Origin of the sequence: Gloeobacter kilaueensis JS1 (genome assembly GCF_000484535.1) — a bacterium.
Classification (GTDB): domain Bacteria; phylum Cyanobacteriota; class Cyanobacteriia; order Gloeobacterales; family Gloeobacteraceae; genus Gloeobacter; species Gloeobacter kilaueensis.
Window position 1 is genome coordinate 2,954,558 of record NC_022600.1, and the last position, 17,656, is coordinate 2,972,213.

20 protein-coding genes are annotated in these 17,656 nt (G+C 61.9%); 17 read left to right on the plus strand and 3 right to left on the minus strand.

The features are described 5' to 3' along the window. Nucleotides 1-75: 75 nt before the first annotated feature. The 6 genes from GKIL_RS13695 (at nt 76) to GKIL_RS13720 (ending at nt 7,382) form a co-directional block, all read left to right on the plus strand. Entirely contained in the window at nt 76-690 is a 615-nt protein-coding gene (locus GKIL_RS13695) for a pseudouridine synthase (protein WP_041243948.1), read from the plus strand. Between the two features lie 8 nt (nt 691-698). Then, nucleotides 699-2,849, plus strand: coding sequence for a tetratricopeptide repeat protein (locus GKIL_RS13700; RefSeq protein ID WP_023174260.1), 2,151 nt, complete (start codon nt 699-701; stop codon nt 2,847-2,849). Continuing rightward, nucleotides 2,850-3,875 carry a glycosyltransferase gene (locus GKIL_RS13705; RefSeq protein WP_023174261.1) on the plus strand — a complete coding sequence of 342 codons (1,026 nt, stop codon included), beginning with the start codon at nt 2,850-2,852 and terminating at the stop codon, nt 3,873-3,875. Nucleotides 3,876-3,961: 86 nt separating this feature from the next. Then, entirely contained in the window at nt 3,962-4,738 is a 777-nt protein-coding gene (locus tag GKIL_RS13710) for a rhamnosyltransferase (RefSeq protein ID WP_023174262.1), read from the plus strand. Nucleotides 4,739-4,852: 114 nt separating this feature from the next. Beyond that, on the plus strand, nt 4,853-6,757 hold the full coding sequence (locus GKIL_RS13715; protein WP_420841403.1) for a S9 family peptidase: 1,905 nt from the start codon (nt 4,853-4,855) through the stop codon (nt 6,755-6,757). 223 nt (nt 6,758-6,980) lie between these two features. Beyond that, nucleotides 6,981-7,382, plus strand: coding sequence for a hypothetical protein (locus GKIL_RS13720; protein ID WP_023174264.1), 402 nt, complete (start codon nt 6,981-6,983; stop codon nt 7,380-7,382). A 78-nt stretch (nt 7,383-7,460) separates the two neighbouring features. On the opposite strand, the gene GKIL_RS25925 is transcribed toward GKIL_RS13720, so the two are convergent. Further along, nucleotides 7,461-7,685, minus strand: a complete 225-nt coding sequence (locus GKIL_RS25925; protein WP_051382951.1) for a chlorophyll a/b-binding protein — start codon at nt 7,683-7,685, stop codon at nt 7,461-7,463. Between the two features lie 190 nt (nt 7,686-7,875). Further along, a complete protein-coding gene (locus GKIL_RS13730) occupies nt 7,876-8,112 on the minus strand; it encodes a hypothetical protein (RefSeq protein WP_023174267.1) in 237 nt (78 codons plus the stop codon). A gap of 397 nt (nt 8,113-8,509) precedes the next feature. On the opposite strand from GKIL_RS13730, the gene GKIL_RS13735 reads away from it, so the two are divergent. The 8 genes from GKIL_RS13735 (at nt 8,510) to eno (ending at nt 15,299) form a co-directional block, all read left to right on the plus strand. Next, nucleotides 8,510-9,031 carry a DUF2231 domain-containing protein gene (locus GKIL_RS13735; RefSeq protein ID WP_023174268.1) on the plus strand — a complete coding sequence of 174 codons (522 nt, stop codon included), beginning with the start codon at nt 8,510-8,512 and terminating at the stop codon, nt 9,029-9,031. 44 nt (nt 9,032-9,075) lie between these two features. Next, on the plus strand, nt 9,076-10,086 hold the full coding sequence (locus tag GKIL_RS13740; RefSeq protein ID WP_041244777.1) for an SDR family oxidoreductase: 1,011 nt from the start codon (nt 9,076-9,078) through the stop codon (nt 10,084-10,086). Nucleotides 10,087-10,153: 67 nt separating this feature from the next. Beyond that, nucleotides 10,154-10,537, plus strand: a complete 384-nt coding sequence (locus GKIL_RS13745; RefSeq protein ID WP_023174271.1) for an SgcJ/EcaC family oxidoreductase — start codon at nt 10,154-10,156, stop codon at nt 10,535-10,537. Then, nucleotides 10,524-11,096 carry a sugar O-acetyltransferase gene (locus GKIL_RS13750; RefSeq protein WP_023174272.1) on the plus strand — a complete coding sequence of 191 codons (573 nt, stop codon included), beginning with the start codon at nt 10,524-10,526 and terminating at the stop codon, nt 11,094-11,096. The genes GKIL_RS13745 and GKIL_RS13750 overlap by 14 nt, the downstream gene beginning before the upstream one ends. Further along, a complete protein-coding gene (locus GKIL_RS25310) occupies nt 11,093-11,332 on the plus strand; it encodes a glycosyltransferase (RefSeq protein ID WP_051382823.1) in 240 nt (79 codons plus the stop codon). The genes GKIL_RS13750 and GKIL_RS25310 overlap by 4 nt, the downstream gene beginning before the upstream one ends. Beyond that, the gene (locus tag GKIL_RS13755; RefSeq protein ID WP_051382824.1) at nt 11,310-12,584 is read left to right on the plus strand and encodes a glycosyltransferase; all 1,275 of its coding nucleotides are present in this window, start codon (nt 11,310-11,312) and stop codon (nt 12,582-12,584) included. The genes GKIL_RS25310 and GKIL_RS13755 overlap by 23 nt, the downstream gene beginning before the upstream one ends. 77 nt (nt 12,585-12,661) lie before the next feature. Then, a complete protein-coding gene (locus tag GKIL_RS13760) occupies nt 12,662-13,690 on the plus strand; it encodes an IS110 family RNA-guided transposase (RefSeq protein ID WP_023171280.1) in 1,029 nt (342 codons plus the stop codon). Between the two features lie 340 nt (nt 13,691-14,030). Then, nucleotides 14,031-15,299, plus strand: a complete 1,269-nt coding sequence (eno, locus tag GKIL_RS13765) for a phosphopyruvate hydratase (RefSeq protein WP_023174273.1) — start codon at nt 14,031-14,033, stop codon at nt 15,297-15,299. 44 nt (nt 15,300-15,343) lie between these two features. On the opposite strand, the gene GKIL_RS13770 is transcribed toward eno, so the two are convergent. After that, the gene (locus GKIL_RS13770) at nt 15,344-15,781 is read right to left on the minus strand and encodes a DUF2780 domain-containing protein (RefSeq protein WP_023174274.1); all 438 of its coding nucleotides are present in this window, start codon (nt 15,779-15,781) and stop codon (nt 15,344-15,346) included. A 100-nt stretch (nt 15,782-15,881) separates the two neighbouring features. Here GKIL_RS13770 and GKIL_RS13775 point away from each other — a divergent pair, with 100 nt between their 5' ends. Genes GKIL_RS13775 through GKIL_RS13785 form a run of 3 tightly spaced genes read left to right on the plus strand, consistent with a single transcriptional unit; the run spans nt 15,882 to nt 17,601 of the window. Then, nucleotides 15,882-16,181 carry a DUF2470 domain-containing protein gene (locus GKIL_RS13775; RefSeq protein WP_023174275.1) on the plus strand — a complete coding sequence of 100 codons (300 nt, stop codon included), beginning with the start codon at nt 15,882-15,884 and terminating at the stop codon, nt 16,179-16,181. A gap of 19 nt (nt 16,182-16,200) precedes the next feature. Next, nucleotides 16,201-16,578: a hypothetical protein gene (locus tag GKIL_RS13780; protein WP_041243950.1), complete on the plus strand. Its 378-nt coding sequence runs from the start codon at nt 16,201-16,203 to the stop codon at nt 16,576-16,578. 54 nt (nt 16,579-16,632) lie between these two features. Beyond that, complete coding sequence (locus GKIL_RS13785; protein ID WP_023174277.1) at nt 16,633-17,601, plus strand: NAD(P)H-binding protein; 969 nt, start codon at nt 16,633-16,635, stop codon at nt 17,599-17,601. Nucleotides 17,602-17,656: the final 55 nt, after the last annotated feature.

Genomic DNA, 17,656 nt, shown 5'->3' on the forward strand with positions numbered 1-17,656 from the left:
TCTCTACTGTTCCCCATAGAGTACCAGCCGTCTGCGCACTGGAAGTATCGGACCGATCCTTTTCTAGAATTGAGAATGTTTCGCACATCACCGGGAGGACCACATCTGCGCTACATCTGCTTCTACAAGCCCTACGGCGTTCTCACCCAGTTCAGCGACAGCCAGGGACGTCCGACGCTCAAGCACTTCATCGATGTCCCAGATGTCTACCCGGTGGGCCGTCTCGACCGCGACAGCGAAGGCTTGCTGTTGCTGAGCGACGACGGTGCTTTTGCCCACCGCCTCACCGACCCGCGCTACGGCCATCCGCGCACCTACTGGGCACAGGTGGAGGGCGTTCCGGAGGCGGCAGCCCTTGAGCGGCTGAGGATCGGTGTCGAGCTAGATCGGGTGCGCACCCGCCCGGCCCAGGTCGATGGGATCGCTCCACCTTCTTTGCCGGAGCGATCCGTTGCGATCCGCTACCGGGCCCATATTCCGACAAGCTGGCTGAGCCTCACCCTCACCGAGGGCCGCAACCGGCAGGTGCGGCGGATGACAGCGGCAGTGGGCCATCCGACCTTGCGCCTGGTGCGCGTCGCCGTCGGTCAGTTGTTTCTAGGCGACCTCGTTCCTGGCCAGTGGCGCGATTTGACGGCTCAGGAGTTGCGGTTGTCGATGCTCAAGCTTGCTTACAAACCAACCCGATAGCTCCAGGTATGGCGCACGACAGGCGGAGTGCCGGTCGGCCCGCTAAGATCCAGCCGTCCGGATTAAAAGATCCTGTGTCCGCCGTCGAAACCTACCAGGCCGCCCTGCAGCACCACCAGGCCGGGCAACTGCCCCAGGCAATTGCTCTGTATCGACAACTGCTCGCCCAGCTTCCGGATCACGCCGACGGTCTTTTTGCCCTTGGTCTGGCGCTGTACGAATCGGGCGAGGCCGCCCCCGGTTTTGAGGCGGTTCATCGGGCGATCGCCCTTAACCCTACTGCCGCCAGCTATCACTACACCCACGCCCTGCTGTTAAAAGACCAGAGTCGCTCCCTCGAAGCCCTCGACGCCGCCGATCGCGCCTTCTCGCTCGCCGCAACCGATTTTGAGACCCTTGCCAGTCTCGAAAGTCTGTATCTCGAACTGAGCGGCGACCTGCAGGCGCAGGGGCATTTGTCCGAGGCAGCGCGCGGCTGCGAACAGGCACTTGCGGTCAATCCCCAGTCCGCCGAGGCCCACAACAACCTGGGCAACCTGCGCGCCCAGCAGGGCAAAGCGGCGGAGGCAGTCGAACACTATCAGCGCGCCCTTGCCCTTGCCCCCCGTCTGATGGAAGCGGTCTACAACCTGGGCAACGCCTTCAAGGCGCTGGGCCGCCTCCAGATGGCCGTGCTCTATTACCGCCAGGCCCTTGTTCTGCAGCCGGATCTCCCCCAGGCCCATTACCAGTTGGGCAGTGTTCTTATCGAGTTGCAGGACTGGCCGGGGGCAGAGGCGAGTCTGGGCCGGGCGATCGCTCTGTCTCCTACCTGGGCGGAGCCGCACTTTCAGCTGGGATGGGTGCTCGATCAAAAAAATCAGCGCCCGGAGGCGATCGCGAGCTACCGGCGCTCGCTCGCTTTAGATCCGAATCTGGCCGAAGCCTGCAACAACCTCGCCATTCTGCTCGAAGCCGATCTAACGGTGGATCTAGAAGACATTGCGGCCCTGTTTCGGCGGGCGATCGCCTGCAAGCCCGACTGGGCGGACCCACACTACAACCTGGGCCGAATCCTGGTCTTTCAAAGCCGCTTCGCCGAGGCGGAAGCGAGCTATGGGCGGGCGCTTGCCCTGCGGCCCGACTGGTCAACGGCCCATGTCGGCCTGGCCAGTTGCCTTTTAGAGCAGGGGCAGTTGCCTGTGGCGATCGCCTCCTATCGGCAGGCAATCGCCTGCAATCCGGAAGATGCCCAGGCCCACGCCCTGCTCGGCTGCGCGCTGCTATTGGGCGGTGACTGGCAGGCGGGCTGGCCGGAATACCAGTGGTACCGCCGTTCTGCGGGCCTGGTGGGTGAGATTCCCGTCTTCGATCGGCCCCGCTGGGACGGTTCTGCGCTCGCAGGCCGGACGATTTTGCTTTTTTGCGAGCAGGGTATCGGAGATGCGATCCAGTTCGTCCGCTACGCCCAACTGCTCAAGGCAATGCAGGCCAGCGTTGTCGTCCAGTGCGCCGCTGCCTTGAAGCGCCTCCTTGCGCCCTGCCCGGCCATCGATGTCCTCGTCGGCTACGGCGAGGCGCTGCCGCCCTTCGATGTCCACGTTCTGCAGTTCGATCTGCCGCTGCTACTCGATACTCGGATCGATGGGGTTCCCGTCCAGCAGCCTTATCTCACTCCTCCTGTCCAGAACGATCTGCCGGATGCCCTGCAGGAGACGCTGGCGGCAGTTGAAGCTGCCAGGATAGGCATCGTCTGGTCGCCCAAGTCCCAGTTTCGCGGCGATCAAAAGCGCTACTGCCCGCTCGCCCACTTCGAGCCGCTCCTTGCCCTGCCGGGTTTCCGGTTCTTCTCGCTTTATAAAGGCGAGCGGTTGGGTGAACTGGAGCCTTATCGCGAACGCATCGTGGATCTGGGCTCGCACTTTCGCGACTTCGCCGACACCGCCTGGGCGATCGATCAGCTTGATTTGGTCATTGCGGTCGATACGGCGGTCGCCCATCTGGCTGGGGCAATGGGCAAACCCGTCTGGATCCTGCTGCCGTACCTGCCGGACTGGCGCTGGCAGCTCGGGCGCGAGGACAGCCCCTGGTATCCCACGGCTCGCCTGTTTCGCCAGCCCGTCCCCGGCGACTGGCCCGCTTTAATCGATCAGGTGGTAGGCCGCCTGAAAAATCGCTAGATGCTCAAGATCTACTTCTACTGCTGTGAAGCCGGCCCGCCGGAGCGCACCGCCTATCAGCACGGCCTGGTTTGCCTGGCAGAAGGGCTACAAGAACTGGGCCAGCCTTTTTATGCCAACATCGACTGCTGGCCGCTGACCCCTGGGCGCGAAGCGTACCTGTTCCGCCACGACCCGCACATCGAGCCGGAGGACTGCGATGTGGTCGTGCTCGATCACAGTTGGACCGTTTACGGTCGGACCCTGCCCCCGGCAGTGCTCCAGCCCCGCCGCCGCTTTGCGGTCGTCTACGTCGATCACGCCGATGGCGTCTATACACCCGCCTGGCAGCCGCCCATCTGCGACTTCGACTGGATCTTGCGCCCCCACAGCAACGAGCGCTTTGCCTACCCGGCCCGCTTCGTCCCCTGGGCATTCGGGCTTTCCAGCCGGATCTTGCAGGCGCTGCCCGGCCTGCCACAGTTTGAGACCAGAAAGCGATCCGTCCTCAGCAACTACCGCAGCACCCACCCGCTCCGGCAACTGGCAAACAGCCTGTTTTTGCCGCGCCTCCGCTCGCTACTCACTATCGACGCCACGGTAGAAGCGCTCGCACCACCCGAAGCGTCAGCCGACCACCGCCTGCAGTGGGAGCAGACCGGCAGACGGCACGACCCGCGCTACTACGCCCGCCTGCTGGGCTCGACAGCCTGCGCCTGCTTTGGCGGCTTGTTGCAGCCACCCCTGATTGGCAACACGCCCCTGTTGCACTGGTGGGACAGCTGGCGATTCTGGGAAGCGCTCGCCGCCGGTAGTGTCGCCTTCCACGCCGATTTTGAAAAGTACGGCGCGGCGCTGCCGGTCATGCCCCAAAACTGGCAGCACTACATCGGCATCGACTTTGACAACCTGCAACCGGCGATCGAGCGGCTGATGGACGAGCCGGAGATTCTCGAAACGATTTCCAATCAGGGCCGCCAGTGGGCGATCGCGCACTACGCGCCCCTGCCTGTTGCCCGGCGGTTGCTCGCACTGCTTGAAAGTTGAATCGCCGGAGGTAGGACAGAATACCGGCTCCCGGCCCCCGCTTGCCCTAAGATTGCTCAGACCAACTGCACTCTGCCGCTCAGACTATGCGATTTGACATCCTGGTGCGCACCTGTGCGCGGGTCGAAGCCTTCACAGGCCGCCCCCGCTTTATCGCAGTGCCCAAGCAGGAACTCCTCCTGCGCTGCCTCCACTCGCTCATCCTCTCGATCAACGCCTGCCTGCAGGCGTACAGAGCTTTTGAGATCAGCCTCACGGTGCTCGACGATCACTCCGACCCGCAGACGGTGCGGCGCGTCCGCTCCCTGCTCGGCACGGCCCAGGTGCCGACCCGCTTTTTGACCCTCGCCGGGACTGGCAATGGCCAGTCGCTTCTTGAAAATTATGAGTACGCCCGCAACCACTGCCCGGACTTGATTTACTTCTGTGAGGACGACTACCTGCACGACCGGATCGCAATCACCGAGATGCTGCAGACCTATGACCTGTTGCAGCCGTCCTTTCCCAACGGACTGGCCCTGCACCCCTGCGACTACCCGGACCGCTACCTCGCTCCCTATCCGTCCTACATCTACCTGGGCAGCACCCGCTTCTGGCGGACGATCCTGCACACCACCGGCACCTTTGCAATCACCAACGCCGTCCTGCGCCGCTACTACGAGCACTACCTGGCCTTCACCCGCTACGGCATCGACCCCACGATCAGCGAGGACAACTCGATCAACCGGGTCTACCGGGAGGTGCCCTGCATCTCGCCGCTACCCAGCCTGGCGATTCACCTGCAGTACGTCCACACCCTCTCGCCCTTTGTCGATTGGCAGGCGTGGTGGGAGGCGGCCCAGGTTCCCGAGCCGGTGCAATAACGGGCGTTTGCGGTAGTGGCCTTCTCTGGGCGAGGATACCAGGAGTACCTGGATCGCCTGACTGTGGGAATCAAACACTGGCTTGGACCGGCTGCACTTTTTTTGCTCGTTACTTTGGGGGCACCGCTGCTGGCGGCGGGCGAGATTGCCCCGAACGAAAATCTCTTCGTAGACGGCATCCCGCCGCTGCCGGCCAGTCTCGCTGAGGCGGTAAGCCGCTACACCGAATTTCGCACAGCGACGTTGACGAGCTGGCATCCGTCCCGGCGCGAGATCTTGATTCTGACCCGCTTTGCTGACACCAATCAGGTCCACCGCGTCCAGATGCCGGGCGGAGCGAGAAGCCAGCTCACCTTCTACCCGGACCGCGTCCAGGCCGCCTCCTACCCGCCCCGTCCCAGGGGCAATTACTTTGTCTTCTCAAAAGACACCGGCGGCAACGAATTTAGCCAGAATTACCGCTACGACCTGGACACGGGCAGGGTGACGTTGCTGACGGATGGCCGCTCGCGCAATTCGCCCGGCGTCTGGTCCACCGCAGGCGATCGGGTTGCCTACACTTCGACCCGGCGCAACGGCAAGGACACCGACCTTTACATCGAAGACCCCCGCGAGCCGCGCAGCGACCGCAAGCTGACCGACCTCGAAGGCGGCGGCTGGCAGCCGCTCGACTGGTCGCCCGACGACCGTCGGCTGCTGGCGCTCGAAGAAATCTCAATTAACGAAAGTTATCTCTGGCTCTTCGATGCGGCGAGCGGGGAACGGACGCTACTTACCCCCAGAGGCTTACCTGAGAAGATTGCCTACGGCGATGCGCGCTTCAGCGGCGATGGCCGGGGGCTGTATCTCACGAGCGACCGGGGCTCCGAATTTTTGCAACTGCAGTATCTCGACTTAAACACCAGGCGCTACCGGTCCCTGAGCGCTGCTATCCCCTGGGATGTCGAGAGTTTCGAGCTGTCGCAGGACGGCAGGCACCTGGCCTTTGTCACCAACGAGGCCGGGATCAGCAGGCTGCACCTGCTCGACACGGCTACAGGCCGGACGCGAGCGGTGCCAAAGTTGCCCGTCGGGCTCATCGCCAACCTCGATTGGCGCGCCAACAACCAGGAGCTGGCCTTCAATCTCTCTACCGCCCGCTCGCCCGCCGATGTCTACTCCTGGAACATCGCCACCGACCGCATCGAGCGCTGGACCACCAGCGAGCTGGGTGGGCTCAACCCGGCCAGTCTCGCTGAGCCGCAGCTGGTGAACTGGCCGAGCTTCGATAAGCGGACGATCTCTGGCTTTCTCTACCGGCCACCGGCAAAATTTACCGGCAGGCGGCCTGTCATCATCAACATCCACGGCGGGCCGGAGTCGCAGTACCGGCCAGGGTTTCTGGGCCGCAACAATTACTTGATCGACGAACTGGGCGTGGCCATCGTCTTTCCGAACGTGCGCGGCTCCTCCGGCTACGGCAAGACCTTCGTGCAGCTCGACAACGGCTTCAAGCGCGAGGATTCGGTCAAAGACATCGGAGCCCTGCTCGACTGGATCGCAACCCAGCCGGACCTCGATCCGGAGCGGGTGATGGTTACAGGCGGCAGCTACGGCGGCTATATGACCCTCGCCGTCGCCACCCGCTACAACGATCGCATCCGCTGCAGCCTCGATGTCGTGGGGATCTCCAACTTTGTGAGCTTTCTTGAGCGCACCGAAAGTTATCGCCGCGACCTGCGCCGCGTCGAGTACGGCGACGAGCGCGACCCCAAGATGCGCGAATTTCTGCTCGCCATCTCCCCGGCCAACAACGCCGCCAGGATCACCAGGCCCCTCTTCGTCGTCCAGGGCAAGAACGACCCCCGCGTGCCCCTCAAAGAATCCGAGCAGATGGTCGAGACCGTCAAGCAAGGCGGTAGCCCGGTCTGGTATCTGATGGCCACAGACGAGGGCCACGGCTTTGCCAAAAAGAAGAACGCCGACTTTCAGTTCTACTCCACCGTTGCCTTTATCCAGCGCTACCTGCTCAACCAGTGAGTCTGCCCGTTCTTCCAAGTGGGTCTGCGAAGCCCTCGAAGCGCTCTGGCAGGTGCGCAATCTCAGCAAGACCCACTGACTGTGCCCAGGGCAACGGTAAGTGTAATCACTCATGTATCGGTATCGATTGACCCGGTTTTTTCGATTGCCTTTAAGCAGCCCCTATGCTGAACGTGGGGCACTTATCCTGTTCGCTCATCTGCAGAAGCTGCAGTCTTTAACTATGCCTGAACTGCTCGGCAGAGCCATGCTGGGAGGGCGTTCGTCCCAAGTCGTCTATCTGGCCTCTCACCGGGGCTGGCCTGTGAGCGTGGGTGCGACGGCGCAGATCCTCCCCTGTGCGGGCATTGCCATTGCCCGGACCGATTCCTGGGCACTGGCTCTATGGCTCATCGACGCCATCAACGCCATTCTCGACAACAAAGAGTACGCCTCGCGCCGCCCGCCCGGCAAGATCGAGCGCAGCGGCCACTTCGAGGTCGTCGAGGGCAACCTGTTCGCCTGGGGGTGGCCCTGGAGCTGGAGCAGCAGTGGTATCCAGATCGCCCGCACCGTCTCGGGCGAACTTTGTGAGCGCCTCAATAGTCTCTGCGCTGCCGACTCCGAGCAGACCCATCAACTGTAGTTGCTGCCGGAGTGGGCAACCCAAAAATAAAGCCGATCACTTCGTCTGACCGGCTTTGATCTGGAGTTATTGATTGGGTTAGCGGGGAAAACCGCTGCCGGCGACGATGTTGAGCACATCGCGCACGACGCTGTAACCGGCCAGATCCCACAGCAGATAGGCGATAAATCCGATCATGGCCAGACGGCCATTCCAGATTTCAGCCTGGGGAGTAAAGCCAAAGCGAAACGCATTGCGGTCATGGGCCGGATCCAGCGGATCCGCTACGATCGTCTTGCCCTCTTTGTCCTGTCCAGAAATCATTTTTACCTCGATGTAGCTTGCTTTAGTTACAGCGTAGGTGCTCGGTGCCTGCGAGTTATCCATCCAAAGTGCATGATTGCTGTCTGTCCAACTGGAGAGAATGGGCAGATATTGCCCCCACCTGCCGTCCATTGACACTTTCTATCTCCCTGCTGACGTCCTCAGTGCACCTCGGTGGTTACAACTGCGGCTAAGCGGATTCGGCAAGGGGTGCCTGTCCGGCACTGGGCAACAGTTGCCACCCCTCCCGCAAAAGTTCCTGGAAGGTGGCCATTCCCGCCGAGCCCTCAGGAATGTCGTAGTCCGGGAGCATAAATTCGAGGCACTGATGATAGGGCCGCCACGGCAGGGTGGGATGGGTGCGCAGGTGCAGAATTTTGCGATGCGCACTGCCAATAGGAGCGAGCCAGCACATTTGTCCGGTCATGATGTCCTCCTGATTCAGGAAGTTTATATAAATAGAAGTTCTGCAGATACTAGATGTCAGTTAAGGAAAAGAGCAGAAGCCTGTCAAACAGCTTGAGGTTTGCCTCAGATCTAGGCTCAAAGCACTTATTGAGCTGGGCAGTCACAAACGGAGAGCCCAACAGCGAACTTCGTTATCTTCACGGTATTCAGCGGCACTATCGTAGCTGTCAGTCTTTGGGGTGAAGTTCCCAGATAAAAAGACAGATAACCGGAAATTTTTCAATAAGCGCTCCAGCTATGCAACTGGATCCCCAGACGGTCAACTCTATCAAAATAGGGATACTGCTGCTGCAAGGGTGATCTAAGCTTGCCGCAGGCCAAACAGGCTTTCATTGCGCCGTCGGGAAGGGACACACATGGGAAGACATCCAAACATCCCGCCAATCGTCGAGAGTCGAGAAAGCGATTATCGCGATTCGGGAGTCGAAAGCAGCGTAGCGATCGCCGGTCATCCGCTTCATCCAGCCATCGTCACCTTTCCCATCGCTTTTCTGGTCGCCGCCTTTGGCAGCGATCTGGGCTATTATCTGACGCGCGATCCGTTCTGGGCCCGCGCCTCGCTGTGGTTGCTCGGAGCAGGTCTCATCACCGGTCTGATAGCGGCTCTGACCGGTATGAGCGATTTTTTGCGCGTCAAGCGGGTACAGGCGCGCACCGCCGGTTGGCTGCACATGAGCCTCAACGTCGTCGCCCTCGGGCTCACGGTCGTCAATTTCTGGGCGAGGCTGGGCGATTCAGCCGCCGCCGTGCTGCCTTTTGGCATCGTCGCCTCGGCGATCGTCGCCGCCTTGCTCGGTGCTTCCGGGTGGTTCGGGGGCGAGCTGAGCTTTCGCCACAAGATCGGCGTGATCGGCGATCACGACGAACGGGTGCCCTGAACCACGTCCACCGGCAACAGCGAAAGAAGGAAAAAATGCAGCAGATACGGTTAAAGCCGCTTGCCCAGCAGGTGGTCGTTGTCTTCGGCGCTTCGAGCGGCATCGGACGCGAGACTGCCCTGCGCCTTGCCCAAAAAGACGCAAAGCTGGTGGTCGCCGCCCGCACCGAGTCGGCCCTCGTCTCCCTGGTCGAGACAATCCGCGCCCAGGGCGGTCAGGCCGTCTACCAGCTCGCCGACGCCGCTCGGATCGATGAGGTCCAGGCGGTGGCGGAGCGGGCAATCGTCGAGTACGGCAGGCTCGACACCTGGGTACAGGTCGCCGGTACGGCGGTGATTGGGCCTTTTCTTGAAACGACGGCGGCGGAATTCGAGCGGGTGGTGCAGGTCAATTTGCTCGGTCAGGTCTACGGAGCGATGGCGGCCCTGCCCCACCTCAAGCGCCAGGGCGGAGCGCTCATCCACATCTCTTCGGTCGAAGCGCGGCGATCGATGCCGCTGCAGAGTGCCTACGCCGCCTCCAAACACGGCATCGAGGGCTTTCTTGATTCGCTGCGACTTGAACTGGAGCACGATCGCCTCCTGGTGAGCGTCACCAACATCCTGCCGGGGGTGATCAACACGCCCTTCTACAACAAGGCGCTCACCAAACTGGGGGTCAAGCCCAGTTCGGTGCCGCCCTTCTACCAGCCCGGCCTTGTCGCCGATGCGATCCTCTTTGCCGCCGAGCATCCCGTGCGCGAATTGATCGTGGGCGATGCGGGACGAGTGCTCGATTATCTGCAGCGCCTCTCACCTGCCCTCACCGACCGCCTGCTGCAACTGGTCGGCTTCAAGTTCCAGTACACAGACCAGATCGAGGGCGAATCGGCCCCCAACAATCTTTTCGAGCCGATCGAAGGGGACAACCGCACCGAAGGCGACTACCGCCAGCTCACCATCCCCAGCTTCTTTGACTGGCTCGATCGCTACCCAGGAGCAAAGTGGGCTCTGGGGGGAGCGGCGGTGGCAGCGGTGGCCCTGCTGGCTGCCGGACAGTCCCGTCGTGGCGAGTAGCCTGCCGCCCCAGGTGCCTCTCGTCCAGTCGCCTGTTTATCATGGCAGCAGGCTGTGGAGCATCGCGATGGAAGCAAAAGCGGTTCAGGCCATCGTCGAGAGGGCAGCAACGGCCTGGATGACGGGTGATGCGGCTGCCTTTGCATCGCTATTTACAGCCGACGGCGAATGCATCGTGCCGGGCAACCGCTGGGTCGGGCAAAAAGCGATCGCTGCTGCCCTCGCCGAATTTGCTGCCGGTCACACCAACGTCAAGATCAGCGTCCGCCAGATCGTCGCCGACGGCGACCATGCCGTAGTCGAGTGGTCCTGGGAGGACACCGAGACGGCCACAGGTAAGCGCACCGTCGCCGACGACGCCATCGCCGTCGATTTTGTCCGGGGCCAGATCCGCCGCTGGCGCGAATATATCGATGCCCAGACGCCCAGTCGTGCCAATGGGAGCAACTGAGCGCGAAAAGATGCTCGCAGGCGAGCTGTACCGGGCGAGCGACCGGCAACTGGTGGCGCTGCGCGAGCGCGCCAGAGCCCTGTTTGGGCTCTACAACGCCACCGGAGCCGATGAGACCGCTCGTCGTCAGGCTCTGCTCGGCGAACTGTTCGGCAAAGTTGGCCCTACCGCCGAGATCGAGCCGCCCTTTTTTTGCGATTACGGCAGCCAGATCGAGGCTGGGGACCGGTTGTACCTCAATACCGGCTGCGTGATCCTCGATTGCTGTCCGGTCCGCTTGGGCGAGAACGTCCTCTGCGGACCGAACGTACATATCTATACCGCCACCCATCCCACCGATCCGCGCCTGCGCTGGGAAGGGTACGAGTGTGCCCTGCCGGTCGAGATCGGCGATAACGTCTGGCTGGGCGGCGGGGCAATTGTCTGTCCGGGGGTGACGATCGGCAGCAACGCCGTGATCGGAGCCGGTAGCGTCGTCGTCAAAAATATCCCAGCGAATGTCGTGGCCGTGGGCAACCCCTGCCGGGTAGTGCGTCAACTGGATTCGGAGCCGCCTTGAAATACCGCATCGTACTCGTTACTTACGGATCGCTCGGCGACCTGCACTCGTATCTGGCGGTGGCAATCGGCCTGCGCGAGCGCGGGCACGACGTGCTCCTTGCCACTTCCGCCAACTACCGCTTAAAAGTCGAGGGCGAGGGCGTGGCCTTTCATCCCCTGCCGCCGGACATAAGAAGTGCTGGGGCAGGATCCGGAGGTACGGCGGCGATCGATGGATCTGCGGGGCGGCACTGAGTACGTCGTGCGCTCGATCTTCCTGCCCCACCTGGAGCAAAATTACGAGCAATTGCTCACCGTCTCTCAGGGCGCGGATCTGATCGTCTCCCACACCCTCGCCTACGCCGTTCCCCTCGTGGCTGAGAAACTGGGCCTGCCCTGGCTCTCTGTCTACCTGCAGCCTGCGGGCATCTTCTCAAGTTACGATCCACCTGCTCTTCCTGCCGCGCCAGTGCTCACCGCCGCACGCGGCTTTGGTCGCTGGCCTTACCGGGCGATTTTGGCTCTGGGCAAGCTGGCCTCGCGTTCCTGGATTGTCCCGATCGAGGCTCTGCGCTCGCGGCTGGGCCTGCCGCCTTCGCCCCGCCACCCGATGGTCGAACCGTATTCGCCCTACGGCTCGCTGGCCTGGTTTTCTCGCCTGCTGGCGGTTCCACAACCCGACTGGCCGCCCCGGACGACAATTACAGGCTTCCCTTTCTATGACAAACAGACAGCCGAACAAGCCGGGCTGGACCCAGCTTTGGAGGCTTTTCTCGCTCGCGGTGAGCCGCCGGTGGTCTTCACCCTCGGCTCTGCCGCCGTGTTCGATCCGGGCACGTTTTATGAGCAGAGCCTGATCGCTGTGCGGCGAACGGGGCTGCGGGCGGTGCTCCTGGTAGGAGAAGAGGGAATGTCTGCGCTCTCGAAGACTACAACCGAGCGGATCTACGTCGGTGCCTACGCGCCCTACTCGGCTCTGATGCCCCGCGCCCTGCTCAACGTTCATCAAGGGGGCATCGGCACCACCGCCCAGGCACTGCGCTCCGGGCGACCGATGCTCGTAGTGCCCTTCAGCCACGACCAGCCGGACAACGCCGAGCGCGTTACAAAACTGGGGGTAGCAAGGATGATTCCGCGCAGCGCCTACACCGCCCAAAAAGCGGAGGCGGCCCTGCAGTCCCTGAGCACAGACCAGCGGTTTGCCCAGCGCGCCCAATCGGTTGCTGCCCAACTGCGCTCAGAAGATGGCGTCACTGCCGCCTGCAGGGCAATTGAATCTGTCTGCCTGACTCCACCCATCCCGCCTGCCGCTGCTCCTGCCAGACTCCCCGATTGTCCCCGCTTATCCCCCCTGCAGCCCAGTTACAGTGAACCCCCCCTCGTATATTGCTATTGGTTCCAAGGTAGCGGTGAGGACTGTGCCCCCCCTTGCGGCTTTGACCGCGTGGAAGAGATTGTCCCCCGCTATCAAGGACCGGCAAAGCTGAACCGTATCGAGTGGCACTGACCACGTATCACGAGGCTAGACTTTTGCCGTCCTGCGGAACTTGCCTACCTCCTCTGAAGCTTCAACTGGAGACACTCATGCAGCGAGACGGTTCACAAAACGACTATCAGCTATTTGTCGGTATTGATGTGGCGGCACTCACTGTCACTGCCGCCTGGCTGCTCACCCACGCAAAGCCTACCGCTGCCATCACACTGCCCCAAACCCCCGAAGGACACTGCCAATTGGCCGAACGCTTACTCGCCGTCTGTCCCACCGCCGCTGAGGTGTTAGTGGTCATCGAAGCCACAGGCTCCTACTGGATGCGACTGGCCACATTTCTGGCGCTCAAAGGTTTTGCCGTCAGTGTGGTCAACCCCGCTCAGTCTCATTACTTTGCCAGGGCACTGCTCAAGCGTTCCAAAAGCGATGCGCTTGATGCCCAGACGCTTGCCCAACTCGCTGCCGCCCTGCAACCTGGTCTTTGGCAGCCGCCGCCTGAGATTTATTACCAACTCCAACAGCGCCTGCAGCATCGCGATGCCTTGCTGCAGCAACGCCAACAACTGCACAACCAGTTGCACGCTCTGCGGCAATTTCCGTTGGTGGTGGCGGCGGTACAAGCGAGTCTGGAGCAGTTGAGCCACACCTTCGATGAGCAGATTGCGCAGATGGAAGCTCAGCTAGAAGCGCTGCTCGCCCAAGACTCGCTTTGGCATCAAGCTGCAACCAAGCTGCGCACTATCAAAGGCATTGGGTCTGTCACCGCTGGGTGGGTGTTGGTGAGTACCCTCAACTTCGGCTGCTGTGCAACGGTGGAAGCGGCGGTGGCCTACGCGGGTCTCGCTCCCCGCTCCCACCGTAGCGGCACCAGCCTTCATAGACCAGAGCGCATCGGCCATGCAGGCAATGCCCGCTTACGCACGGCGCTGTATATGGCGAGCTTGAGTGCGATCCGCTGCAATCAGCAGATTAAAAGCTTTTACCAGCGGCTACGAGCAGCCGGTAAACCGGCAAAGGTAGCGCTTTGCGCTGCGGCTCGCAAACTCTTACACATTGCCTGGGCGGTTGTGAAAACAGACACGCCTTTCGATGCAGAGCACGGCAGGTTGGTTTGCTTGCAGTAGGGCGGAGGAAGAGAAGAAAGGAGGAGGCTGCTTGACTCTCAATACCGTATCTCTTCTCCTCTGCCCGGCGGGGCAGCCCCCCATTCGGGGGGCAGGAGGAGGAGAGTGGGGGGCAGGGGGGGTGTGGAGGGGTGGGGGAAAGGCTCCCTTAAACTCCCAGCCACCTACAAACCCACATCAAATTCAGAACTGCTCAGGTATCGAATGTATTGATATGACGTATGAGACTTTTACCAAAAGGCGTTTACTGCGGCCAGGCGTTCTTCTGTAGCAATGCTTACGGCCCTCTGCTCCCCAGCTGTCAGGCACTATGATGTAGCCGGAATTTGGGAGAGAGGCAGTGAGCACAGTGATCGAGCAGGTGCGCGCTCGAGAAATTCTCGATTCGCGCGGGCGTCCGACTTTAGAAGCAGAGGTCGTCCTGAGAGGCGGAGCCACAGGCTGGGCGGCGGTGCCGAGCGGAGCCTCGACCGGCAGCTTCGAGGCGCACGAGTTGCGCGACGGCGACAAGGCCCGCTACGGCGGCAAGGGCACCCTGCAGGCAGTGAGCAACATTCTCACCGTGCTGGCACCGGAGATCGTCGGCCTGGACGCCCTCGATCAAGTCGGGCTTGACCGGCGGCTGATCGCGATTGACGGCACGCCCAACAAGTCGCGCCTCGGGGCAAACGCCCTTCTGGGGGTGTCGCTCGCTACTGCCCACGCGGCGAGTGCGGCCCTCGGGCTGCCGCTATTTCGCTATCTGGGCGGGCCTCTCGCTACGGTGCTGCCGGTGCCCTGCTTCAACGTCGTCAACGGTGGGGCGCACGCCGACAACAACGTCGATATTCAAGAATTTATGATCGTGCCGGTGGGCGCTCCCAGTTTTCGCGAGGCGCTGCGCTATGGGGCAGAGGTCTTTGCGACGCTGCGCGGTGTGCTGCACGATCAAAAGTTAGGGACCGGCATCGGCGACGAGGGCGGTTTTGCCCCGGACCTCAAATCCAATCAAGAAGCGCTCGACCTGCTCGTCCAGGCGATCGAGAAGGCGGGCTATCGTCCGGGGGCAGATATTGCGATTGCCCTGGACGTGGCGGCCACGGAGCTTTATAAGGACGGCCAGTACCACTTCGAGCAGCAGGCGCTCTCCGCCGCTGAATTTATCGCGGCCCTGGCAAAGTGGGTGGACAGCTATCCCATTGTCTCGATCGAGGACGGCCTCGCTGAGGACGACTGGGAAGGCTGGCAGCAGCTGACCGAAAGGCTCGGGGGCCGGGTGCAACTGGTGGGAGACGATCTATTCGTCACCAACCGCAGCCGGTTGCAAAAGGGCATCGACCTGGGAGTTGCCAACGCGATTTTGATCAAGGTCAACCAGATCGGTACGCTAACCGAGACCCTCGAAACGATTGCCCTGGCAGGTCGTCACCGCTACCGCTCGATGATGTCGCACCGATCCGGCGAGACTGAAGATGTCACGATCGCCGATCTGGCAGTGGCGACGCGCTGCGGTCAGATCAAGACCGGCTCGCTCGCTCGCTCCGAGCGGGTCGCCAAGTACAACCAGCTCTTGCGCATCGAAGAAAAGCTGGGGGACAGCGCGGAATATCTCGGGCAACGGGCGTTCTAACTCCCTTCTTTTTCCCCCTCCCCTACAGGCGAGGAGCAGAGATCCTAACTCGTCTGCAGCTTCTGGGCGGCAGGTTCGGCCAGGTGCGGAGGCAGATGCTGCTGCAACAGACCTGCAAAAGTCGGCAAGAACTGGCCAATCGTCTCGGGGGAGAGGCCCACCTGATTGAGTTGGGCCAGCAATTGGGCCGTCGAGCCGAGGTTGCCTCCGAGGCTGCCTGCCACCTGGCCTAAAAGCCCCGCCAGCGGATTGGTGGCCTGGGCCTGCTGTTCGCCCTGGACGGCCTGCCCAAGCCAGGTGCGGGCAAGGGGGATGTGATCGAGAATTTCGTTGAAGGTGCCCGCCTCCAGCTGGCGGCTTAAAAACTGCAGGGCGACGCCGGCGGCGGCTGCCGCCAGATCGTGGGGAATACCGAGGCGCTCCGCCAACTGGGCAATCAGTTGCGCACCGGGCGAGGAAGCGTTGCCGGTACCAGAAACCATTGGACACCTCCAGGGAGACTGCCCGCCGATTCTACCAGCCTGACCGGACGAGCGGTCCGGTTGGAGGGTACGATAAAGAGCGTCCGCCGGGAGAACCGCGATGGCCGAAGTTTTTACGCCTGAAGTGAGCGAGCGCATCTGCCAGCACATGAACGCCGACCACGCCGATGCGGTCGCCCTTTACGCCCGCGCCTTTGCTTTAGAGGACAGCAGGCCGATCGAGGCGGCCCGGATGCTCGCGATCGACCCGCTGGGGATGGATCTGCTCGTCACCTTGAGGGACGCCCACCTGCCTGTGCGCATTCCCTTTGACCCGCCCCTCAAGGACGCCGAAGATGCTCACCACACCCTGATCGATATGGTGAAGACGGCCCGCGCCCGACTGGCAAAAACCCCGTAGTGCTCTTAAAACAATGGCCATGAGTTCACCGGAAGAGCAAGTCGCCCGCAGGGCGCTCGCGATCCGCATCAAGCAACAGCTGACGGATCTTTCAAAAGAGATGCAAAAGTGGCAGGGCTACGCCGATCTGGCCCACAAGCAAAACCGGCCCGACATGGTGGCTGCCGCCGAGCAGCGGCTCGCCGAACTCACCGAGCGGGCCAGAGTCCTCTGGAAACAGCGCGACGAATTGCTGAGCGAAGAGCGCTTTGCTGAGCTAGAAATCGACGACGAACTGGCCGCTCTCAAGCAAAAGCTCAAGGGCAGCACTGACATCAAAGATGCTGAATTTGAAGTGATCGACGACGAACTGGCCGCCCTCAAGCGCCAGGTACAGCCGCCGCTAAAAGAGGACTGATCCCCTTTGGGCGTCACACTGTAACATTCTATTAAGGCAGTGTGAGAATTGACGATGAAGATCCTGGTGGTGGGTGCGACGGGCAACCTAGGCCGACAGATCGTGCGGCGGGCGATCGACGAGGGCCATACTGTCCGCTGCCTGGTGCGCAACCGCGAAAAGGCGCAATTTCTTGAGCAGTGGGGCGCGCAACTTTTTGGCGGCGACCTGCGGGAGCCGGAGAGCTTTGGGCCGTTGCTCGCTGAGGTGGAGGCGGTGATCTTAGCAGCGAGTGCGCTCGCCAACCGCGACGCCCGCGACAAGACCAACAACATCGAGAACGTCGATGATCGGGGGATGCGTGCGTTTATCGATGCGATGCAGGGGCTACCCATCGAGCGGGTGGTGTACACGTCGCTGTTGCGGGCGGACGAATTTGCCGGCATCAAGATGATGGCGATCAAGCGGGCGGTCGAAGCCCACCTGGAGCGCTCGGGCCTGCCCTATACCATCCTGCGCCTGGCTCCCTTCATGCAGGGACTGATCCCGGAGTACGCCCTGCCGATTCTCGAAAAAAAGCCCGTGCGCGTGCCGAGGACGCCCTCGCCCATCGCTTATCTGAGCACCCTCGACGCCGCCGCCTTCGCCGTCGCTGCCTGCACGGCGGGGGGAGCAAAAAACGCCACTGTCGAAGTGAGTGGCCCCGAACTGTGGCAGACCGACGCCATCATCAAGCTCTGCGACGATCTGGCCAACCACAAGCAGGTGCCGAAGGTCAGCCTTCTCTCCGACGGCCAGAAGCGCCTCAACGCGTTTCTCGCCAGAATGCTCAACCCCAATTTGATCGACCTGCTGCAATTTAGCGAAGCCTTTGCCACGGGCAAACCTTATGCCGCTGACATGGAAGCCGCCGGAGCGATTTTTGACATTCCGGCCACTGCCCTCACCAGGGTCGATCCGTTCTTGCGCGAATACTTTGCAATCATCAAGCGCCGCCTGCGGGAGAAGAACTACCAGGAACCCAAGATCAAACTGCCCTTTTAGCACCGGTCTTTGACAGGTTGTCTTTTGACAGGCCGGGCCCACTCCTCTACAGTTC